The sequence below is a fragment of the Limosilactobacillus walteri genome, from assembly GCF_014830205.1.
In the GTDB taxonomy this organism is placed as follows: domain Bacteria; phylum Bacillota; class Bacilli; order Lactobacillales; family Lactobacillaceae; genus Limosilactobacillus; species Limosilactobacillus walteri.
The window spans coordinates 64,960-85,891 of the sequence record NZ_QORN01000007.1; the positions used below are offsets into that span (position 1 = coordinate 64,960).

At 37.8% G+C, this 20,932-nt stretch carries 21 protein-coding genes; 17 read left to right on the plus strand and 4 right to left on the minus strand.

What is annotated here, in order from left to right:
* Positions 1 to 14: 14 nt before the first annotated feature.
* The gene (gene rpsT / locus DTK66_RS02645) at positions 15 to 269 is read right to left on the minus strand and encodes a 30S ribosomal protein S20 (protein ID WP_003666832.1); all 255 of its coding nucleotides are present in this window, start codon (positions 267 to 269) and stop codon (positions 15 to 17) included.
* A 258-nt stretch (positions 270 to 527) separates the two neighbouring features.
* Here rpsT and rpsO point away from each other — a divergent pair, with 258 nt between their 5' ends.
* From rpsO to DTK66_RS02685, 8 genes are all read left to right on the plus strand, one after another.
* Positions 528 to 797, plus strand: coding sequence for a 30S ribosomal protein S15 (gene rpsO, locus DTK66_RS02650; protein WP_003666833.1), 270 nt, complete (start codon positions 528 to 530; stop codon positions 795 to 797).
* Between the two features lie 174 nt (positions 798 to 971).
* Positions 972 to 2,753: a ribonuclease J gene (locus tag DTK66_RS02655; protein WP_153930582.1), complete on the plus strand. Its 1,782-nt coding sequence runs from the start codon at positions 972 to 974 to the stop codon at positions 2,751 to 2,753.
* A gap of 124 nt (positions 2,754 to 2,877) precedes the next feature.
* Positions 2,878 to 3,783 (plus strand): hypothetical protein, encoded by a 906-nt coding sequence (locus DTK66_RS02660; protein WP_153930581.1) that lies wholly within the window; start codon positions 2,878 to 2,880, stop codon positions 3,781 to 3,783.
* A gap of 177 nt (positions 3,784 to 3,960) precedes the next feature.
* Positions 3,961 to 5,151, plus strand: a complete 1,191-nt coding sequence (gene tuf / locus DTK66_RS02665) for an elongation factor Tu (protein WP_153710580.1) — start codon at positions 3,961 to 3,963, stop codon at positions 5,149 to 5,151.
* Positions 5,152 to 5,344: 193 nt separating this feature from the next.
* A complete protein-coding gene (gene tig / locus DTK66_RS02670) occupies positions 5,345 to 6,655 on the plus strand; it encodes a trigger factor (RefSeq protein ID WP_153930580.1) in 1,311 nt (436 codons plus the stop codon).
* 153 nt (positions 6,656 to 6,808) lie between these two features.
* Positions 6,809 to 8,059, plus strand: a complete 1,251-nt coding sequence (gene clpX / locus DTK66_RS02675; RefSeq protein WP_153930579.1) for an ATP-dependent Clp protease ATP-binding subunit ClpX — start codon at positions 6,809 to 6,811, stop codon at positions 8,057 to 8,059.
* A 23-nt stretch (positions 8,060 to 8,082) separates the two neighbouring features.
* The gene (gene yihA, locus DTK66_RS02680; protein WP_153930578.1) at positions 8,083 to 8,673 is read left to right on the plus strand and encodes a ribosome biogenesis GTP-binding protein YihA/YsxC; all 591 of its coding nucleotides are present in this window, start codon (positions 8,083 to 8,085) and stop codon (positions 8,671 to 8,673) included.
* A gap of 1 nt (position 8,674) precedes the next feature.
* Complete coding sequence (locus tag DTK66_RS02685; RefSeq protein WP_153930577.1) at positions 8,675 to 8,974, plus strand: nucleoside triphosphate pyrophosphohydrolase family protein; 300 nt, start codon at positions 8,675 to 8,677, stop codon at positions 8,972 to 8,974.
* A gap of 43 nt (positions 8,975 to 9,017) precedes the next feature.
* On the opposite strand, the gene DTK66_RS02690 is transcribed toward DTK66_RS02685, so the two are convergent.
* Positions 9,018 to 9,158, minus strand: coding sequence for an SPJ_0845 family protein (locus DTK66_RS02690; protein WP_191667695.1), 141 nt, complete (start codon positions 9,156 to 9,158; stop codon positions 9,018 to 9,020).
* A 145-nt stretch (positions 9,159 to 9,303) separates the two neighbouring features.
* On the opposite strand from DTK66_RS02690, the gene uvrC reads away from it, so the two are divergent.
* The 7 genes from uvrC (at position 9,304) to DTK66_RS02725 (ending at position 17,979) form a co-directional block, all read left to right on the plus strand.
* A complete protein-coding gene (gene uvrC / locus DTK66_RS02695) occupies positions 9,304 to 11,115 on the plus strand; it encodes an excinuclease ABC subunit UvrC (RefSeq protein WP_191667696.1) in 1,812 nt (603 codons plus the stop codon).
* A gap of 64 nt (positions 11,116 to 11,179) precedes the next feature.
* Positions 11,180 to 12,499 carry a GTPase ObgE gene (gene obgE / locus DTK66_RS02700; RefSeq protein ID WP_191667697.1) on the plus strand — a complete coding sequence of 440 codons (1,320 nt, stop codon included), beginning with the start codon at positions 11,180 to 11,182 and terminating at the stop codon, positions 12,497 to 12,499.
* Between the two features lie 33 nt (positions 12,500 to 12,532).
* Entirely contained in the window at positions 12,533 to 13,462 is a 930-nt protein-coding gene (rnz, locus tag DTK66_RS02705) for a ribonuclease Z (protein ID WP_153930575.1), read from the plus strand.
* A gap of 15 nt (positions 13,463 to 13,477) precedes the next feature.
* Positions 13,478 to 14,311: an SDR family NAD(P)-dependent oxidoreductase gene (locus DTK66_RS02710; RefSeq protein WP_153930574.1), complete on the plus strand. Its 834-nt coding sequence runs from the start codon at positions 13,478 to 13,480 to the stop codon at positions 14,309 to 14,311.
* 82 nt (positions 14,312 to 14,393) lie between these two features.
* Positions 14,394 to 16,721, plus strand: coding sequence for a single-stranded-DNA-specific exonuclease RecJ (gene recJ / locus DTK66_RS02715; protein ID WP_191667698.1), 2,328 nt, complete (start codon positions 14,394 to 14,396; stop codon positions 16,719 to 16,721).
* A gap of 17 nt (positions 16,722 to 16,738) precedes the next feature.
* A complete protein-coding gene (locus DTK66_RS02720; RefSeq protein WP_153930572.1) occupies positions 16,739 to 17,257 on the plus strand; it encodes an adenine phosphoribosyltransferase in 519 nt (172 codons plus the stop codon).
* A 104-nt stretch (positions 17,258 to 17,361) separates the two neighbouring features.
* Positions 17,362 to 17,979 (plus strand): DUF308 domain-containing protein, encoded by a 618-nt coding sequence (locus DTK66_RS02725; RefSeq protein ID WP_191667699.1) that lies wholly within the window; start codon positions 17,362 to 17,364, stop codon positions 17,977 to 17,979.
* A gap of 123 nt (positions 17,980 to 18,102) precedes the next feature.
* On the opposite strand, the gene DTK66_RS02730 is transcribed toward DTK66_RS02725, so the two are convergent.
* Entirely contained in the window at positions 18,103 to 19,191 is a 1,089-nt protein-coding gene (locus DTK66_RS02730; protein WP_191667700.1) for a site-specific integrase, read from the minus strand.
* A 339-nt stretch (positions 19,192 to 19,530) separates the two neighbouring features.
* On the opposite strand from DTK66_RS02730, the gene DTK66_RS10940 reads away from it, so the two are divergent.
* On the plus strand, positions 19,531 to 19,920 hold the full coding sequence (locus DTK66_RS10940) for a terminase small subunit (protein WP_225208963.1): 390 nt from the start codon (positions 19,531 to 19,533) through the stop codon (positions 19,918 to 19,920).
* A 123-nt stretch (positions 19,921 to 20,043) separates the two neighbouring features.
* Here DTK66_RS10940 and DTK66_RS02740 read toward each other — a convergent pair whose 3' ends face one another.
* On the minus strand, positions 20,044 to 20,613 hold the full coding sequence (locus tag DTK66_RS02740) for a helix-turn-helix domain-containing protein (RefSeq protein ID WP_191667701.1): 570 nt from the start codon (positions 20,611 to 20,613) through the stop codon (positions 20,044 to 20,046).
* Between the two features lie 135 nt (positions 20,614 to 20,748).
* On the opposite strand from DTK66_RS02740, the gene DTK66_RS02745 reads away from it, so the two are divergent.
* On the plus strand, positions 20,749 to 20,932 hold a 184-nt coding region (locus DTK66_RS02745; protein WP_065532705.1), incomplete at its 3' end, for a helix-turn-helix domain-containing protein.

The following is a 20,932-nucleotide window of genomic DNA, read 5'->3' on the forward strand; positions in this document are numbered from 1 at the left end:
TAGTTGCTTTTTTATTACTTAGCGTAACGTGCTGAAAGACGTGACTTGTCACGTGCAGCCTTGTTAGCCTTGATAAGGCCCTTAGAGTGGGCACGGTCAATTGCTGAGATAGCAGCCTTGTATAAGTCATCAAGGTTATCTGCGCCAGCAAGCTTTGCCTTATCGAACTTCTTGATAGCAGTCCGCATTTGGCTTAATTGTGAAGCATTACGTGCTTCTGCTTTTTCACTAGTCCGAACACGTTCAATTGCTGATTTGATAATTGGCATGAGTTTCACCTCCGTTACCCGATTTTCAGTTGACCAGAATTTTCAACATTTGTCATTATACAAAAGACTGACCAGCATTGCAATAGTTAACGCGGATCAAGTCAAAAATTTCGTTAAATTAGTTGCAAGATTAGCAAATATTATGTATATTTGTATAGGTTGTTACTGAACAACTAATGCCTCTTCTCAGTTTAGCGATCCTCACCAACGTTATACTTAGAACTTAGGCGGATAGATATAGAAAGGTGGGAAAATAGCATGGCTATTTCAAAAGAACGTAAAGATCAAATTATCAAAGAATTTGCAACACACGAAGGAGACACTGGTTCTACACAAGTTCAAGTTGCTGTATTAACTGCAGATATTAACGAACTTAATGACCACCTTCGTACACACAAGCACGATTACCACTCACAACGTGGTTTGATGAAGAAGATCGGTCACCGTCGTAACTTATTAGCATACTTACGTCGGACTGATTTACCAGCTTACCGTGAACTTATTCAAAAGTTAGGTTTACGTCGGTAATATCTTTTTTAATGGGCCTTATCCTGTTTATTGGGATAGGGCTTTTTTTATTCCATAATTATCATTGATTGTGGTAAGATGTTTATAGCTATTGTGAACGAAATAAAATTCTTATCAACGTACAGTTAGTTGATAAGGGGTTCAAAAACTAAATATCTAAAAGGAGCCAAATCAATGGATAATAATATTAAAATTATTCCCTTTGGTGGTGTACGTGAAAACGGAAAAAATATGTACGCTGTTGAAATAGAAGGTCAAATTTTTATTTTGGATACAGGATTAAAGTATCCAGAAAATGAATTGATGGGAATTGATGTCGTTATTCCAGATTGGGAATACTTACGTGAACATAAAGATAAAATTGTTGGAGTATTTTTAACACATGGACATGCCGACTCAATTGGCGCACTACCATATTTCTTGATGGACTTTGATGTACCTGTATTTGGTAGTGAGATGACGATTGCCCTTGCCAAGCTTGCGGTAAAGAGTCATAAAGAAGTTAAAAAATTTAAAGATTTTCATGTTGTAGATGCATCAACGGCAATTGATTTTAATGATGTGACCGTATCCTTTTTCCAAACGACACATACTATTCCAGAGACATTGGGAATTGTATTAGAGACTAAGGCTGGTAATATTGTTTATACTGGTGACTTCAAATTTGATCAAACTGCTAAAAAAGGGTATCAGACTGATCTTGCTCGGCTTGCAGAAATTGGTTCTCAAGGAGTGCTTGCGTTGTTGAGCGATTCAGCTGGTGCTGGAATTACCGGAGCGTCTGCTCGTGAACAGGATATTGGCGAATACATTAAAGAAACGTTCAAATATCAAAATGGCCGGATCATTGTCGCTAGTGTTGCATCGAACATTATGCGGGTGCAACAAATTATTAATGCAGCGGTGGCTGTAGGTCGCAAAATCGTATTATCTGGTGAAGATATTGAACAAATAATTGACACAGCAATGAATCTAGGCAAATTGCACTTGCCAGATGATCTTTTTATTAGCCGTAAGGAGGCTGATAAGTTAGAACCTAACCAAGTTGTTATTTTAGAGACTGGTAAAATGGGTGAGCCGATTAAATCATTGCAACAAATTGCCAACGGTGATAATCCAAATCTTCAATTAACTAGTACTGATCTTGTTTTTGTAACAACAACTCCTTCATATGCTCAAGAGACAGAAGTTCAAAAAACTAAAGATATGATTTATCGGACTGGCGCAGAGGTTAAATTTATTTCGGATGACTTAAATCCATCTGGCCATGCAAATCAAAACGATGAACAATTGATGTTGAATTTTATGAAGCCAAAGTTCTTTGTTCCAATTCAAGGTGAGTACCGACTTTTAGATCGGCATGCTGAACTGGCAGAAGAAGTTGGTATTCCTAAAGAAAATATTTTTATTGTTAATAAAGGTGATGTTTTAACATATAAAAATGGTAAATTCCATGTCGGTGAACATATTGATGTAAGTAATACGATGATTGACGGAACCGGTGTAGGTGATATTGGAAATATTGTGTTACGAGATCGTCGTGTTTTATCGGAAGATGGTATCTTCGTCGTTGTAGCAACGATTGATCGTAAAAAGAAAAAAATCGTTGCTCGTCCGCAGATTACCTCACGGGGGTTTGTCTTCGTTAAAACAAACCGTCAACTTATGCAACAAAGTGCTGATCTTGTAGAAAAAATTGTTCAAGAGAACCTTGATCAAAAAGAATTTGATTGGAGTCATTTAAAGCAAGATGTTCGTGACAAGCTGAACCGTTTCTTGTTTGATCAGACAAAACGCCACCCAGTCATTCTTCCTGTAATTATGGAAATTAACCAACATGCAAAGAAAAATAAAAATAATGCTGATAAAAAAGACGAAAAACCCGGAAAGCAGCATTCAGTTAAAGAACATCATCGCGGGCGTGGTAAGAAACGGGTAGTAAAAACGGAAAAATAATACAGAAATGAGGTCAAGGAGATTGATATGTCGGTACTCTTGACCTTTATTTTGTTAAGGCAGGCTTAAATGTGCCATAATTAATTATGGCAACTGCATTTAGTACAAGAAAAGGGTGATAATAATGAACGAAGCCCAACAAGATAAGTACTTGCAAGCTCAAAAACTAATTAGTGATGAAAAGTGGCAAGAAGCTAGCGGTCTCTTAGAAGACCTTGTAAATGATGTTGATGATTCAGAAGTTGGCAGGCTAACGATCCTAGCCTTATATCATGCAAAACAATATACGCGAGCTTGTACATACTTATTTGAGTATTTAGAAGTGATGTTTGAGAGTTATGCTGATGCTCAGATTGCAATCAACATTTTGGTGCAAAATGAATTGTTTATCTTGGCTCGTCAGGTAATTAACAGCTTATCGCAATGGCAAGACGAATTAATGCCACAAGTAATCGCTGGTGAGAAAAAATCACGTCAAGAATATCAAGAAACGCTTCAAGCTCGTTTGCGTGAGTTTTACCATTTGGGAGATTATTCTTTGCCGGAACAACAAACCCGTTTGCAAGCCGCATTTAAGCTACCGTTAAATGAATTTGTTACTGGCACAAAATTTCTTTTACGTGATCCATATACCCATCCATTGGTAAAGTCAAGCTTAATTGAACTTTTATGCAAGCTGCACATAAATGATCCAGTAACAATCTATTGGTTAGATAAAAAAGAATATACTCTTATTCCAGGGGATTTGAAGCCTTTAAATACATTACCAATTGTTCGTGAAGGGAAAAATTTGATTTCGAAAAAATGCGGGAATCAGAATCCACAAACAGAACAAATGGCAACCCAAGAATTTCAATTACAGATAATGTTCTTATATCCACGAGTTAATGAAGTTATTAATGATATTAATCAATGGGTTGATGCTTTAATTGCCCGTGTTGAAGGGAAAAATATAAAGATAAATCCCGTAATAAAGCAGTGGCAAGCCCGTTTAGGAATGATGATTGACGAATTAATAGAAAAACATTAGTCAAATACATTTACAAATGAGTAGATAGTTGATATTATATTTAAGAATTCTTCTTCAGAGCCTAAGATTAAAGCTTTCAATTGGCGAAAAGAAGTTGTACAATATGTATAAGGGTATGTCAGTCATTGATTATTTTGGCTGGCATTATACTTGTAAATTATCAGGAGGTTTTCATTAATGGCTGAAAAAGAACATTATGAACGTACAAAGCCCCACGTTAACATTGGTACTATTGGCCACGTTGACCACGGGAAGACTACTTTAACTGCTGCTATTACTAAGGTATTGGCAGCCAAAGGTTTAGCAAAGGCAGAAGATTACGCTGATATCGATGCTGCTCCAGAAGAAAAGGAACGTGGTATCACTATCAACACTGCCCACGTTGAATACGAAACTGAAAAGCGTCACTACGCACACATCGATGCCCCTGGACACGCTGACTACGTTAAGAACATGATCACTGGTGCTGCACAAATGGATGGTGCTATCCTTGTTGTTGCTGCTACTGATGGTCCTATGCCACAAACTCGTGAACACATTCTTCTTGCTCGTCAAGTTGGTGTTCAATACATTGTTGTCTTCTTAAACAAGACTGACTTAGTTGACGATGACGAATTAGTTGACTTAGTTGAAATGGAAGTTCGTGACTTACTTAGCGAATACGATTTCCCTGGTGACGATATTCCAGTTATTCGTGGATCCGCTCTTAAGGCACTTGAAGGTGACCCAGAACAAGAAAAAGTTATCCTTCACTTAATGGATGTTATTGATGACTACATCCCAACTCCAAAGCGTCCTACTGACAAGCCATTCATGATGCCTGTCGAAGACGTATTTACAATCACTGGTCGTGGTACTGTTGCTTCTGGTCGTATCGACCGTGGTACTGTTAAGATTGGTGACGAAGTTGAAATCGTTGGTTTAACTGATGACGTTCTTAAGTCAACTGTTACTGGTTTGGAAATGTTCCACAAGACTCTTGATCTTGGTGAAGCTGGGGATAACGTTGGTGTACTTCTTCGTGGTATTTCACACGATCAAATTCAACGTGGTCAAGTTTTGGCTGAACCAGGTTCAATCCAAACTCACAAGAACTTCAAGGGTGAAGTTTATGTTATGACCAAGGAAGAAGGGGGACGTCACACTCCATTCTTCTCAAACTACCGTCCACAATTCTACTTCCACACAACTGATGTTACTGGTACTATTGAATTACCAGATGGTGTAGAAATGGTTATGCCTGGTGATAACGTTACATTCACTGTTAACTTACAAAAGCCAGTTGCTCTTGAAAAGGGTCTTAAGTTCACTATTCGTGAAGGTGGACACACTGTTGGTGCCGGTGTTGTATCTGACATCTTAGACTAATTTTAAGCGCATATGTGCTAAAAGACTTGGGTTTTACCCAAGTCTTTTTCTTTAACTTAATTATTTTAAAATAACTGGGCGATCAGGTTTCAATGAGTTGCAATTAGTGGTCTCCTACGGTAAACTAATATAGTATGTAAAGATTGATTATATTTATAATTAGTCAAATTGATTTGTTATTGGAGGAAATAAAATGTCAGCAAAATGGGAACGCGATAGCGATGCCAGCAAAGGTACATTGACATTTGAAATTGATGTCGACACTATTAATAAGGGAATTGACGAAGCTTTCGTTGAAACCCGTAAAAAGATTACTGTTCCGGGATTCCGGAAGGGTCGTGTCCCACGTCAAATCTTTAACCAAATGTACGGTGAAGAATCATTATACCAAGATGCATTAAATAAGGTATTACCTGATGCATATAATGAAGCTGTTAAGGAAACTAACATCCAACCTGTGGATCAACCTAAGATTGACATTAAGAGCATGGAAAAGGGTCAACCATGGGTACTAACTGCTGAAGTTGACGTTATGCCAGAAGTTAAGTTAGGTGATTACAAGGGTATGGAAGTTCCAGCCCAAGATACCACTGTTACTGACGCAGATGTTGATGATGCCATCGAAAAGAAGCGTCAACAACAAGCTGAACTTGTATTAAAAGAAGACAAGCCAGCTGAAAAGGGAGATACTGTTGTAATTGATTACAAGGGTAGTGTTGACGGTAAAGAATTTGCTGGTGGTTCAGCAGAAAACTATTCACTTGAATTAGGTTCAGGTTCATTTATTCCTGGCTTTGAAGATCAATTGATTGGCCACAATGCTGACGATGATGTTGATGTTAAAGTTACTTTCCCAGAGGATTATCATGAAAAGACTCTTGCTGGTAAAGAAGCCTTATTTAAGGTAAAGATTCACGAAATTAAAGAAAAGCAATTGCCAGAACTTGATGACGATTTTGCTAAGGATGTTGATGAAGATGTTGATACTTTAGCAGAATTAAAAGAAAAGACTAAGAAGCAACTTCAAGAAGAAAAAGACAACCAAGCTAAGGCTGCTATTGAAGATGCTGCTATTAATAAGGCAGTTGCTAATGCTGAAATTGAGGATATTCCGCAAGCAATGTTGGATGATGACACTAATCGTCAAATGCAACAATACTTAGCTGGCATGCAACAACAAGGTATTAGCCCTCAAATGTACTTCCAAATTACTGGTACTAAGGAAGAAGATTTGAAGAAGCAATTTGCTAATGATGCTGCGCAACGTGTAAAGACTAACCTTGTCTTAGAAGCAATTGTTGATGATGCTAAGTTAGACGCTACCGAAGATGAAATTGCTAAGGAAGTATCTGATCTTGCTAAGCAATACGGAATGGAAGAAGATGCTGTAAAGAAGGCATTATCAAATGATATGTTAACTCACGATATCAAGATCCGTAAGGCAGTTGACTTAGTTGCTGATTCTGCAAAGCAAGTTAAGGACGACGATAAGTCTGACAAGTAAGTAATTGACTAAACGATTACTAATCAAAATGTCCAATCACTTTGATTGGGCGTTTTTTTTGCCAGTCTATGAACGAGTATCTAAGTTAATTTAGTCGAAATTAGACGATAATTTTGTTATTATGTGTTAATAAGTCTTAGAGGAGGTCCAATTATGTTTGAAGATACCAGTGGGATGGATTCAGTTCACTGTTCTTTCTGTGGAAAGTCACAGGACGAAGTGAAAAAAATTGTTGCTGGTCCTGGCGTTTATATTTGCAACGAATGTGTTGACCTTTGTAAACAAATTATTGATCAAGAACTGGCAGAAGATGAGTCAAAAAAGGCTTTTCGGGTTCCAACGCCAGCAGAGATTGTTAGTGAACTTGATGACTATGTGATTGGTCAAAATGATGCAAAGAAAACGTTAGCAGTTGCCGTTTATAATCATTATAAACGGGTTAATGCGATGATGAGTGATGACAATAATGATACAGAATTACAAAAAAGTAACATTGCAGTAATCGGACCAACCGGTTCTGGTAAGACTTACCTAGCTCAATCATTGGCGCGAATTCTAAATGTTCCATTTGCGATTGCTGATGCAACGACTCTCACTGAAGCTGGTTACGTTGGTGAAGATGTTGAAAATATTATCCTTAAATTACTTCAGGCAGCTGATTTTGATGTTGAGCGGGCTGAAAAGGGGATAATCTACATTGATGAAATTGACAAGATTGCTAAAAAGAGTGAGAATGTTTCAATTACCCGTGATGTTTCCGGAGAAGGGGTGCAACAAGCATTATTAAAGATTCTTGAAGGAACGATTGCCAATGTACCGCCTCAAGGAGGACGTAAGCATCCACAACAAGAATTTATTCAGGTTGATACTAAGAATATTCTTTTTATTGTTGGTGGTGCTTTTGATGGGATTGAAACAATTGTTAAGGAACGTCTCGGGGATAAGACTATTGGTTTTGGGACAGATTCGCGTGAAGCTGAAACAGTTACTGATAAAAATATTCTGCAGCATGTTATTCCAGAAGATCTATTAAAATTTGGTTTAATCCCTGAATTTATTGGTCGTCTCCCAGTGATGACTGCGCTTGAAAAGCTTGACGAAAATGATCTTGTTCGGATTCTTACTGAACCAAAGAACGCTCTTGTTAAACAATATAAAGAATTAATTCGTTTAGATGGTAGTGAATTGACGTTTACAGATGGAGCCTTACGTGCAATGGCTCAGTTAGCCATTAAACGTAATACTGGTGCTCGTGGGCTACGGTCAATTATTGAAGATGTTATGCGTGACGTAATGTTTGACTTACCGAGCCGCGAGGATGTTGAGAAAGTTATTATTGATAAACGTTGTGTAACTCAACATACCGAGCCGCGTTACGTTTTAAAAGACGAAAAGGCTTCTTAGTATAAGTGAAGCGGGGTATAGTCATGGAAGTAAATAATGTTGATTTAACAATCAGTGCTGTAAGCGAAGAACAATATCCGCAAACTAAGATTCCTGAAATTGCCCTTGTGGGACGATCCAATGTCGGAAAGTCATCCTTAACAAATGTTTTGATCAATCGTCGCAACTATGCTCATACTTCAAGTCAACCGGGAAAAACACAAACCTTAAACTTCTATAATGTAGAAGAACAAGTGTATTTTGTGGATGTTCCGGGATATGGATATGCGAAAGTTTCTAAAAAAGAGCGTGAACGATTCGGTAAAATGATAGAGCAATACTTAACTCAACGTGAACAGCTACGGGGAGTAATTCAATTAGTAGATGCGCGTCATGCCCCAACGCCTGATGACGTTAACATGTATAAGTGGTTGCAGTATTATAATTTACCGACCCTTATCGTTGGAACAAAGATTGATAAAGTAAAAAGAAGTGCTTGGAATCGTCAGCTAAGTACGATAAAGAAAACGTTAGAAGCAGATAATTCAACACCAATCATCTTGTTTTCTGCTACTGAAAAAAAGGGTAAGGCTGACGTTTGGCAATGGATTGAAGATCGAATGGGGAATAATTAAGTTGGATTTTAATGAGTATCAAAATGCAGCGAAAAGAACTTTATATGGTAACGAACAAGTCTTGACCAATTGTGTATTAGGATTAGCTGGTGAATCAGGTCAAGTAGTTGATTTAGTAAAAAATTATACGTTTCGTGGCCGAAAGCTTAACCGTAAAGAACTTATTCATGAAATGGGAGATGTTCTTTGGTACCTATCGCAAATCGCGGAATGGGCAGACATTCCTTTTGAAGAGGTTGCTAAAGCAAATATTGAAGAGCTGAATAAGCGTTATCCGGCTGGTTTTAAAAAGCAAGACTAATAAATAAGCGGGGATATGATTAATCATCACATCTCCGCTTTTGTTAATTCTTCTCTTCTTTATTTTTATTTGACTCGGCTTGCTCCTTTTTCTTGTCGGTCTTTGCCTTAGGCTTTTTGGGGTCCACTGCAAATTGATCGAATAACTTATCTAACTGTTCGCTTCTTCGTGTTACTAATCCCATTGGTTACGCTCCTTTTTTCTATTTGACAAAATGCTAGCATAAATTTTGTTAAAAGTACAATCATTTCTAAACACTTCTTTTGCTTTAAGGATCGTTTTTCAGATATAATATAGTGTTAATAATTTTTTCAGAGGAGGGTACTGCTGTGGCCAGTGAACATTTAGAACATAAATTAGCATTGTTACCGGATAAGCCAGGTTGCTACCTGATGAAAAACATTAATGATCAAATAATCTACGTTGGCAAGGCAAAAAATCTAAAAAATCGGGTGCGGTCTTATTTTAAGAGCAGCCATACTGGAAAGGTAGCAAAAATGGTATCAGAGGTTGCGGATTTTGAAACGATTGTAACATCCACAAATAAGGAATCATTTTTACTTGAAATTACCTTAATCCAGAAGCACCAGCCGTATTTTAATATCAAACTAAAAAAGGGAACCGGGTACCCTTATATCAAAATAACCAATGAACGCAATCCTCAAATAAAAATTGTTAGTAAAATAAAAAAAGATGGCGGCTATTATTTTGGTCCTTACCCTAATGTTTATGCTGCTGAAGAAACAATGCATTTTATTCAAAAGGTCTATCCTTTACGTCGTTGCAATGGATATCAAGGACGACCCTGCTTATATTATCATATGGGTCAGTGTTTAGGCGCCTGTTTCAAAGATGTTCCTGTTGAAGAGTATGAACGACAAATAAAAAAGATTAAATCCTTTCTTAATGGTAACACATCCACAGTTAAGCAGCAGTTGACTGTTAAGATGCATCAAGCTTCAGAAAAGATGGAATTTGAGCGGGCAGCAGAAATCAGGGATCAGATCCATTATATTGAAGTAACAGTTGAGAAACAAAAGATTATTTCAAATGATAAAACGCCACGAGACCTATTTAATTTTTATATGGATAAGGGTTGGCTCTCAATTCAAGTATTTTTTATTCGGCAAGCGCGATTAATGAAACGGGAAAAACGTCTTTTTCCAATCGTTGATACGGCCGTTGAAGAAATGACAAGCTTTATCTTACAATTTTATAATCGTCGTAATAACATATTGCCACGTGAAATTCTTGTACCAAAGGGATTGCCCACTAAAGAGATTAGTGAAATACTAGGGGTTCCCGTCCGAACGCCTGTAAGAGGAGAAAAACGGGATTTGCTGGCAATGGCACATGAAAATGCTAAGCTATCACTTAACGAAAAATTCCGCTTACTTGAGATGGATCAAAGTAAAACGACAGGAGCAATGAAGGAAATCACAGATGCCTTAGGACTTCCAGAAGGGCATCGGATTGAAGCATTCGATCATTCACATATCCAAGGTGCTGATCCAGTGAGTGCGATGGTAGTGTTTATTAACGGGGAGCCTGCTAAAAATTTCTATCGAAAGTATAAACTAAAAACAGTTATTAACCATGCGGATGAAGCGGCCAGTACTCGTGAAGTGATTCGGCGTCGTTACACGCGGCTATTAAAAGAAAATAAACCCATGCCGGACATGATTTTTATGGACGGCGGAGAGATTCAAATGGATGCGGCTAAGGATGTTTTAGCAAATGAACTTAATCTTGATATTCCGGTGGTGGGGATGGTGAAAAATGACAAACACCAGACGGCAGACTTACTATTTGGTGATGATGATCAACACATCAACCTAAATCCTCGTAGTCAAGGCTTTTATCTTGTACAACGGATTCAAGATGAAGTTCACCGTTTTGCCATTACTTTTCATCGGCGCGTTCATACCAAGCATTCTTTGAGTTCAAGATTAGATGAGATCAAAGGTGTGGGGCCACGAACGAGAACTAAGTTATTGAAAAAATATGGATCGATTACAAAAATTGCTCAAGCATCAGTTGATGAGATTCATTCATTAGGAATTAATCGTTCGACGGCACAGTTAATTAAAGTGTCATTACAAAAAAATGCAGAAGTTGCTAAAGGTAGTAGTCATGATTGATTTTGACACGCTTATAAATCTTAAATATACTAAATATATAGACTAAAGAACGGAGACATTCATTATGAATATGTTTGTTGATCAAATAAAAATTGAAGTACATGCTGGTAAGGGTGGCGATGGGATGGTAGCATTCCGTCGTGAAAAGTATGTTCCTAACGGGGGCCCTGCTGGTGGTGATGGTGGCCGTGGCGGTAGCATTATCTTAAAGGTTGATGAAGGACTACGGACGTTGATGGATTTTCGTTATCACCGAATTTTTAAAGCCAAAAATGGTGGTAATGGAATGAGTAAACAAATGACCGGACCCAGTGCGGATGATACGATTATTGCGGTACCACAGGGAACAACAGTCCGTGATTTAGATACTGGTGAAATTATCGGTGACTTAGTTGAAAATGACCAAGAATTAGTTGTTGCTAAAGGTGGTCGTGGTGGCCGTGGTAATATTCACTTTGCTAGTGCTAAAAACCCAGCTCCTGAAATTGCAGAAAATGGTGAACCGGGTGAAGATCATTATCTAGAATTAGAGCTAAAGATGTTAGCTGATGTGGGATTAATTGGTTTTCCATCAGTTGGTAAATCAACTTTATTATCTGTGGTAACCGGTGCTAAGCCTAAAATTGCAGCTTATGAGTTTACGACATTGACTCCTAATCTTGGAATGGTAATGTTGCCTGATGGTCGTGATTTCGCAATGGCTGATATGCCAGGGCTGATTGAGGGTGCATCAAAGGGGATCGGGCTTGGACTAAAATTCCTTCGGCATATCGAACGAACCCGAGTCTTACTCCACTTAGTCGATATGAGTAGTGAGGATTCTCATCAGGCAATTGAACGTTACCGTCAAATAAATAAGGAGTTAGCTAATTACGATCCAGAATTATTAAAACGTCCGCAGATAATTGTTGCTACTAAAATGGACTTGCCAAATGCAACAGATAATTTGCAAACGTTTAAGGAAGACTTAGCAAAAGACGAGACCTTGAGTCAGCAACCGGAAATTTTTCCAATCTCAGCTGCAACTCACCAGGGCGTACAACAATTGATGCAATTAACTGCCGACTTGTTAGATAAGACACCAGCCTTTGATAGTGAGAGTCATGATAAAGAATTGATTGCTAAATACCAATCAGCTGCTCCTAAAAAGACAGCAAGTGAAGCCGACTTTACGATTACCAAAGACGAAGATGGTACATGGGTTCTTGGTGGTGAAAAACTTATTCGCTTATTTAAGATGACCGATTTAACTCATGAGGAAAGTCAACTGCGCTTTGCCCGTCAGTTACGGCATATGGGAGTTGATGATGCATTGCGGGCTAAAGGTGTTCAAGATGGTGACCTTGTAAGAATCGAAAAATTTGTTTTTGAATTTATTCAATAGTTATTAATTGTAGCAAAGGTAGGAAAGGTATAAATGCAACTAGAATTTTTAGGAACCGGTGCAGGATCCCCAAGCAAACAGCGAAATGTGGCCAGTGTCGCATTACGTTTATTAGAAGAACGAAATGCAATTTGGCTATTTGATGTTGGAGAAGCCACGCAGCATCAGATCCTACATACAACTATTCGTCCTCGTAAAATTGAAAAAATTTTTATTACTCATTTACACGGGGACCATATTTTTGGATTGCCAGGATTACTAAGTTCACGTTCTTTTCAAGGTGGAACTGAACCATTGACGATTTATGGTCCAGTTGGAATCAAGCGCTTTGTTCAAGCAGCATTGCAGGTCAGTGAATCACGTCTTAGTTATCCGCTTCATTTTGTGGAGTTAACTGATGATGGCGAAATATTTAATGATCATGGTTTTCGGGTAATTGCCCGCAAACTAGATCATAAAATTGCATGTTTTGGTTATCGGGTTGAAGAAGCAGATCATCCTGGTGAATTGCAGGTTGAAAAATTGCGTGAACAAAACGTACCATCTGGTCCAATCTATGGTCAATTAAAGGCTGGAAAAACAGTAACTCTTCCAGATGGCCGGATTTTAGATGGACACGACTATATTGGTAAACCACAAGCTGGGCGAATTGTAACGATTCTTGGTGATACTCGTCAGACAAAGAATGCAATCCGTTTGGCAGAAAACGCAGATGTGTTAGTACATGAGAGTACCTTTGCTAAGGACGAAACGAAGATGGCCCGAAGCTATTATCATTCAACAAGCAAGCAGGCAGCGGAGGTTGCTAAACAAGCAGGAGTAAAGAAGCTTTTATTAACCCATATATCAGCACGCTATACTGGTAAGGCTGCTTATCAGCTGGCTTACCAAGTGCGCAATATTATTCCTGATACCCGAGTTGTAAATGATTTTGATGTAATTGATATCCCGTTTAAAAAATGAAAAGAGATGGCGAAAATGCTTAAAAGGGTAAAAATGTTACGTTTTTTGCGAAATGAAGTTGTATTAATTACTGGTGGTTCAAGTGGAATTGGTAAAGAATTAGCATTTGAGGCAGCACGCCGCGGAGCAATTGTAGTTGTTGCGGCGCGAAATCTTGAAAAATTGCAAGAAGTAGCTAAAAAATGTTTAATTTTATCGGGTCGTCCGGCTTTTGCATACCAATTAGACGTCACGGATCCCGACCAAATTGATGCTGTTCTTTCAAAGGTGCAGCATGAAGTAGGGGGAATTGACGTTTTAATCAACTCAGCAGGGTTAGGTGATTTTATCCCTGCAGTAAAAGAATCATACCGGTCAATGGAGCAAATGGTTCATGTTAACCTGTTAGCATTAATGTATATTAGTCGGTGTGTTGCTAAGCAAATGATGGACCAAGGCTATGGTGCAATTATTAATATGGGATCATTAGCGGGTAAATTGCCGACACCGAATAGTGCTGTCTATTCTGCAACTAAGGCGGGAGTCATCCAATTTGATAATGTTTTACGAATGGAAGTTGCTGATTATGGTGTGCAAGTCTTAACTGTAAATCCGGGTCCAATTGACACGCCTTTCTTTGATAAGGCTGATAGTAATTACGCATACCGTTCCCACCTTCCTCAATGGATGTTTATTTCACCTGAAGACCTGGCCCAACGTATTTGGAATAATGTTGGATACAAGACAAGAGAAATTAATGTTCCTGGTTATGTTGCTTATCTTGGCTGGGCTTATCAAGTTATACCGGGACTGGGCGATTGGGCAATCAAAAAGTTCTTTGATTTCCAACAAGATAAGAAGAATTTGTAAATAAAATATCTATAGACCTACGAGAGACTGAGGCATTCCCAGCCTCTTGTTTAATTTTGGCGTTGAAATGGTGGTATAACTGATGGTTGATTCAAAATTTAAGTGGAAACTAGCTGATAATGCGTCGGATGCAACGGTTAATACTCTGACAAAAGAGCTAGGTATTTCAAAAATCTTAGCAACATTACTCGTGCAACGAGGGATTAATGACGTTGCAAAAGCAAATAAATTTTTCAAACCTACAATGGATGAAATTTATGATCCGCACCTCTTACATGATATGGATAAAGCGATTGACCGAATTGAAAAAGCGGTTGAAAATCAAGAACAAATTACGGTATATGGTGATTATGACGCGGATGGCATTACTAGTACAGCATTGATGTATGAGGCTTTAATGTCGATTGGAGCCAATGTTAATTATTATGTTCCTAATCGTTTTAAAGATGGGTATGGTCCTAATATGGCAGCCTATCAGCGATTAATTGAAAACGGAACCCAGCTCTTTGTTACCGTTGATAACGGTGTTAGCGGAAAAGAGGTTATTGACAAGGTAGTAGAAAGTGGGGTAGATGTCATAATTACTGATCACCATGAACTGCCGCCCGATTTACCTAATGCAACGGCAATTGTTCACCCACGCTATCCAGAAAGTAATTATCCTTTTCCTGACCTTTCAGGGGTCGGGGTCGCATTTAAGGTGGCTTGGGCTTTAACTGGGGATTTTCCGGTTGAACAACTTGATTTAGTTGCAATTGGCGAAATTGCAGATGTGGTTAACGTAACGGATGAAAATCATGCGTTAATTTCATCAGGAATTCAACAATTACGGCAAGGGATGCGACCGGGACTAGCTGCTCTTATGTCTTTAGCAAATATTTCGCCCACGAACCTTACTGGTCAGGATATTGGCTTTGGGATTGCTCCACGGTTAAACGCCCTTGGAAGAATAGCTGATGCTAACGATGGCGTGCAACTGCTAACAAGTTTAGACGAAGATGAGGCTCAACAGTTAGCAAAAGAGGTCGATCAAGCCAATAAAAAACGGCAAGAATTAGTAGCTAATATAATGACTGAGGCTAATCAGCAAGCCCAAAGCGCTCAAAATCAAAATCGGAAAGTGTTAGTGATTGTCGGAAAAGACTGGCATCAAGGAGTACTTGGGATCGTTGCTAGCCGCATAATGAATGAAACTGGAAAGCCGACAATTATTGTATCTATAGATCAAAATAGTCCAAAATTAGCAAAGGGGTCGGGAAGAAGCCCAGAATCATTCAACTTATTTAAGGCGTTAAATGCACATCGTGATATATTTTCAGCTTTTGGTGGTCATCCAGCAGCATGTGGATTATCGCTGAGCATTGATAATCTTAGCACCCTTGAACAAGCGGTGGAAAAGGAAACTGAAAATCAAAATTTCGATCCATCGATAAAGCAAAATTTACCAATCGCATTAACTTTAACTCCTGAGGAAATAAGTCAACAACTTTACAATGATATTCAAAATATTGCTCCTTTTGGTCCTGGAAACGATGAACCAATTTTTAATATGAACGATGTAAAAGTTACTGATGTTAGGACAATGGGACAGGAAAAGCAACACCTTAAGTTTTCAATTCGCAGTGATAAAGCAGATTTGTCAGTTGTCGCTTTTGGAAAGGGAAACATTGCTTCTCTGTTATCATCACCAACCGGAAAAATTAGTATTGCTTTTAAAATTAGCATTAATGAATGGCGTGGTAGAAAAAACATTCAGCTTATGCTTGAAGATTTAAAAATTGACGGGACTGTTATTATTGACGAGCGAACTAATAAGTTAACGCCACAATTATTTGTCAAACAGGAATATTACGTGATTAAAGATTCGCGATTACGAGCCAATATTGCCCCACATGTTACGCCCGGTTATGTTTTATCGGTTGATGAGGCTAAACAAATAGATTTTACTAACCAGCGGGTCACATTAGTTGACTGTCCAGCAAGCGTGGGGATGTTAAAGGACATATTTATTCACGATCAAGGAAAGCCAGCGGTTATTCGGTTGTTATTGTATCAACGGCGAAGTGCTTACTTAGCTGGCCTGCCTTCTCGTGTAGATTTTGCTCAATTATATCGGTTTATCTTTAAACAGCAGAAATTACAGTGGCCTACGCAACTCCAAGCAGTTAGTAAATATTTAAAAATTAATGCTGAACGATTAAATTTCATGATTCATGTGTTTTCTGAGGCAGGATTTGTTACAATAAAAGATGGTGTGTTGAAGATTAACCAAGAAGTTAATAAGACTGATTTAACACAAACAAAACAATATAAAAAACAATTAGCACAATATAAGATCGAACAGCAGCTGTTGTTTAATGACGCAGCGACTGTTGCAAAGTGGCTATTGCAATATCTTAATTTAGATTAAAGGAGACAATTTATCTCATGGCTTTAGACCTTTATAAATACGTTGCCAGCGTTCCTGATTATCCTGAAAAGGGAATTATATTTCGGGATATTTTGCCATTAATGGCTGATGGTGCTGCCTTTAAGCAGGCAACTGACGAATTAGTTGATTATGCTAAGGATAAGAAAGTAGATATGGTAGTTGGGCCAGAAGCACGAGGCTTTATTGTTGGATGTCCTATTGCTCGCGAATTAGGGGTTGGTTTTGCTCCAGCACGTAAAAAGGGAAAGTTGCCACGGAAGGCAATTAGCGCTACTTATGATTTAGAATATGGAACTGCCACTCTTCAAATGGAAGCTGATGCGATTAAACCAGGTCAACGGGTCTTAGTAGTAGATGACCTCTTAGCTACGGGGGGAACAATTTCTGCAACTATTGATATGGTTGAACAAATGGGCGGCATTGTCGTTGGCTGTGCCTTCTTAATTGAGTTAAAAGATCTTCATGGTCGTGATAAGATTAAGGACTACGATATGAAAGCACTAATGGAATTCTAATTAGAAGGGGCTGAGGTAGGCCTCTTCTTTTTAAATGATTATTGTATATTATGTCCTAATGCGCGACAATGACAATATGTAAATGAAAAGGAGTAACTTAATTTATGATTTTCCTAGTAATAATGGGTGCGCTATTTTTAATTCTTGGTGGATTTTATTTAGTAAACTCGTGGCAACAATATCGCGAATGGAAAAGCGGAACAATTATAGTTGTTCTGAGTATTATTGCAATTGTATATGGGGCAATTAACTTACCGTATTTTCATCATGATAAAAATGCTTCATCTAATCAAAGTGCCTCATCATCAAAAGTTACCCAATCAAGTAGTTTTTCTTCGTTTTCTAATAAGTTTGCAATTGGGAATTCCAGTGCTAATAAAGCGCAACAAGAAAATAAAACGATGGCAGTATTACGACAGATGCAAAAGGGGTATTCTAAATTAGGGACGGTTGATTACAATGAAGATAGTAAAACTTTCCAAATTACGCCGACAGATGATAATACTGTTGAAGCATTAAAAGCTTTAGCGCAAGATCCTAGTCAAGCAGATCAAATGGGGTGGCCAAATTTAACCAAGTCAATTAAAAGTAATTCTGGTCAAGTATCAAAGGCACTAGGGGATGGATATTCAATTAGTATAATGAATCCAGGCGATACTAGTAAGGCATTGTATACTGCAAAAGATGGTCAGACTACATATGATATTGCTGATCAAAATTAAAAAAACACCAAGTAATTTAATTACTTGGTGTTTTTTGTAGAAAGAATAAAGGAGACAAGGGGATTTGAAAGTGTTGATATATCAAGGTTTAGCGTTGATTCTTCCGCACTTTTTCCGCAATTCTTAAAGCTCCGCCAATTTATCAATAATCAAAGTATCATTTTTAGCTTTATACTCATCAATCAAATATGAATAAGTATTTAGAGTAATAGTGATATTTGAGTGACCTAATCGCTTAGAGATAGCGTATATATCAACACCTTTACTCAATAGATAGGCTACATGGACGTGTCGCAATGAGTGAAAGTGAAACCCTTGTTTTTTAATACCACAGTCGTTCATAATAGACCGTAAACACTTATTCAATGCGTTACTTGTAGGGATTGTCCCTAATACGTTTTGAAAAACCATCGTTGTATTATTAGCTTTCAACTCAGCTAATTGGTTCAGTAATTGACGATTAACCTTAATGGTTCGTTGACTAGATTCCGTTTTAGTTGTTTTGAAAGCTTTTTTTGTATCGTCCCACGATTTAGTAATAGCAATAGTGGAGTGTAAAAAGTCTATATCATTCCATGTTAACGCCTGTATTTCACTTTTTCTCATCCCCGTATATATTGCCGTTAATATCATATAACGGCTAGTATTGTAGTGGCTCAAATTCGTTACCACAGCTTGTTTAAGCGACTTTATCTCTTTATTAGTAAGATATTCAACTTTAGTTTGATTATCCTCGTTATAGACTAGCTGAACATTATGAGTAAAGTCTTTAGTAATAATATCATCATCAATCGCATAACTAACACAAGCACGAATTGCACCATTTAACTTTGAAACACTACTAAAAGCGTGATTAACTCCGTACCAGTTAATGAATTGCTGGTAAGTAGAGCGCTTAATATCAACTAATTTAGTGTCTTTGAAGTAGTCCGCTATCGTTTTTGAAAAAGTACGATAACGGCTTTTAGTAATATCAGACAGAGAACTATTTTCCTTGTAGATTGAGAACCAATTTTGGTAGTAATCAGCAAAAGTGATAGCTTGCATCTCAATATTCACACGGCTGTATTTATCCTCTAATTGTTGAGCAGCTTTAATTGCTTCACGTTTTAGCCTAAAACACCCCGCTGATTTTTGGTGACGTTTTCCGTCCTTGTCTTTAAACTCTGCTATTCCGTAATAGCCCTTTTTTGCTTTCTTTGCATAACTCATAAAATTACCTCATTTCGCACAGCTTGCCAGCATGGAATATTGGAGGTATGTATTTGAGTTTTCGTGGCGCAAAATTGCGCTACCAAAAAGGATGGGGTGAGCTCAATTTTGCGCTTTCGTCCATATCGCTGATATATCAATGATATGGAGCACGATCCAAAATTGGACTGAGGCACTCGCCCCAAAATTTAGGTGAGTAAAATATGCACAATTTTGTGCAGATGTAATCAGCCGAGTTTTCGGCTGAGTGATATTCACTCCGCAATTTTGCTGGGCTCAATTTTGAGCCGAGTAAAGATGCGCGCAATTATGCGCAGATGTACTTACCCCAAACTTTAGGTGAGTAAGATGTGTCCGATTTTGAGGAGATATAATCAGCCGAATTTTCGACCGATTGAACATAGGCTCACTTTTGAGCAGATGTCCCCAAAACTGGGGAGATATAGCAGTGGTGCTATTAGTGTGTATATTGATTTCACAGGAGAGAACCTACAGAAACCTACGGTAAAAGCCTATATTGACGCTAAAATGGCTGAAATTGAGTCTCACAAGATTGCGGACGCCAAAGAAGCGATGGAAGGCATATCGGCAATAAATCAGCAGAAAGAAGCCAAGCACAGCAAGGATTACAACGTAAAATATGCAGAAAAACAGCAGATTAATTACTACAAAATACTACATAGAACAATGAGGCCACCTCTGAAAATCTCTGATAAATTAGCTCTCTAGTAACTCTATTTAGCTGTCCAACTAAGGAAGCACGTTACACAAAACTTCTATAACGATGTTTGAGATGGTGTCAAAGGTGTTGATAATAAAGTTCTTCATGGTTTTTCCTCGTAGCGCTTAGCATTAATCACGATTAGATGCAGTAGAATTATTAAGTACCTCTGCCAAAATCTTTTCGTATAGTTTTCGAGCCTTATCGTCACAGTCTCCATAACCCATTAAGAAAAGATGATATATTCGTGCGAATAAACGCGTAAATTCAATAAACTTTTGCGAATCAGATATATTATTTTCCAACATTAAGTCGCGATATAATAGTGACATTTTTTTAGGATTAATTTTAGAATTAGGTTCTTTTCTTCCGTGATAAGCATCAGTTAGCCTTTTATACGTATGAATATCTTTATCATTTAGGGAAGAATTGAGGGCTGACATATCAAATCCATTACTTTTAATAAATTTATCTATGCTATTAAAGGTTTCTTTACTGTTACTTAAACCTTGTAAATAAAGCACAGGAACGTTAAAAAAATTAGCTAACTTTATCCATGTTTCTAGTTTCGGCTCACGCTCACCTCTTTCGTACTTGCCTAAAGCGTCAGCAGATATTTTAAAATCTTGCTTTGCTAACTCTTCGCTTAATTGTTTGAGAGTTAGCTTTTTATTTTGTCTGCATTTTCTAATTCTGTTCATGTTTTTATACCTCACATCAATTATAGAATAACACAAAACAAAAAATAATAATACATTATGTATTGACAATACAAAGTGTATTATTTAAGATAAATGTGTCAAAAAGACAAAATGTATTTTCAGGGAAGTGATTAAATGACTGAATATTTTAGCTATCAAGAAGCTATGAAGTACATGGGATTTAATTCCCCTGTATCGTTGCAAAAGTATATCAAACAAGGCTTACCCACTATTCAAGTAGGCAAGTCAAAGCGTATTGCTAAGTCTGATATTGATAAATTCATGGCTGACCATCGTGTAGTAGCAACACAAGACAAGT

Bases quoted from the DNA above. Each gene is read 5' to 3' on its own strand.
- rpsT (WP_003666832.1), bottom strand. From the start codon at position 269: ATGCCAATTATCAAATCAGCAATTGAACGTGTTCGGACTAGTGAAAAA.
- rpsO (WP_003666833.1), top strand. From the start codon at position 528: ATGGCTATTTCAAAAGAACGTAAAGATCAAATTATCAAAGAATTTGCA.
- DTK66_RS02655 (WP_153930582.1), top strand. From the start codon at position 972: ATGGATAATAATATTAAAATTATTCCCTTTGGTGGTGTACGTGAAAAC.
- DTK66_RS02660 (WP_153930581.1), top strand. From the start codon at position 2,878: ATGAACGAAGCCCAACAAGATAAGTACTTGCAAGCTCAAAAACTAATT.
- tuf (WP_153710580.1), top strand. From the start codon at position 3,961: ATGGCTGAAAAAGAACATTATGAACGTACAAAGCCCCACGTTAACATT.
- tig (WP_153930580.1), top strand. From the start codon at position 5,345: ATGTCAGCAAAATGGGAACGCGATAGCGATGCCAGCAAAGGTACATTG.
- clpX (WP_153930579.1), top strand. From the start codon at position 6,809: ATGTTTGAAGATACCAGTGGGATGGATTCAGTTCACTGTTCTTTCTGT.
- yihA (WP_153930578.1), top strand. From the start codon at position 8,083: ATGGAAGTAAATAATGTTGATTTAACAATCAGTGCTGTAAGCGAAGAA.
- DTK66_RS02690 (WP_191667695.1), bottom strand. From the start codon at position 9,158: ATGGGATTAGTAACACGAAGAAGCGAACAGTTAGATAAGTTATTCGAT.
- obgE (WP_191667697.1), top strand. From the start codon at position 11,180: ATGAATATGTTTGTTGATCAAATAAAAATTGAAGTACATGCTGGTAAG.
- rnz (WP_153930575.1), top strand. From the start codon at position 12,533: ATGCAACTAGAATTTTTAGGAACCGGTGCAGGATCCCCAAGCAAACAG.
- DTK66_RS02710 (WP_153930574.1), top strand. From the start codon at position 13,478: ATGCTTAAAAGGGTAAAAATGTTACGTTTTTTGCGAAATGAAGTTGTA.
- recJ (WP_191667698.1), top strand. From the start codon at position 14,394: ATGGTTGATTCAAAATTTAAGTGGAAACTAGCTGATAATGCGTCGGAT.
- DTK66_RS02720 (WP_153930572.1), top strand. From the start codon at position 16,739: ATGGCTTTAGACCTTTATAAATACGTTGCCAGCGTTCCTGATTATCCT.
- DTK66_RS02725 (WP_191667699.1), top strand. From the start codon at position 17,362: ATGATTTTCCTAGTAATAATGGGTGCGCTATTTTTAATTCTTGGTGGA.
- DTK66_RS02730 (WP_191667700.1), bottom strand. From the start codon at position 19,191: ATGAGTTATGCAAAGAAAGCAAAAAAGGGCTATTACGGAATAGCAGAG.
- DTK66_RS02740 (WP_191667701.1), bottom strand. From the start codon at position 20,613: ATGAACAGAATTAGAAAATGCAGACAAAATAAAAAGCTAACTCTCAAA.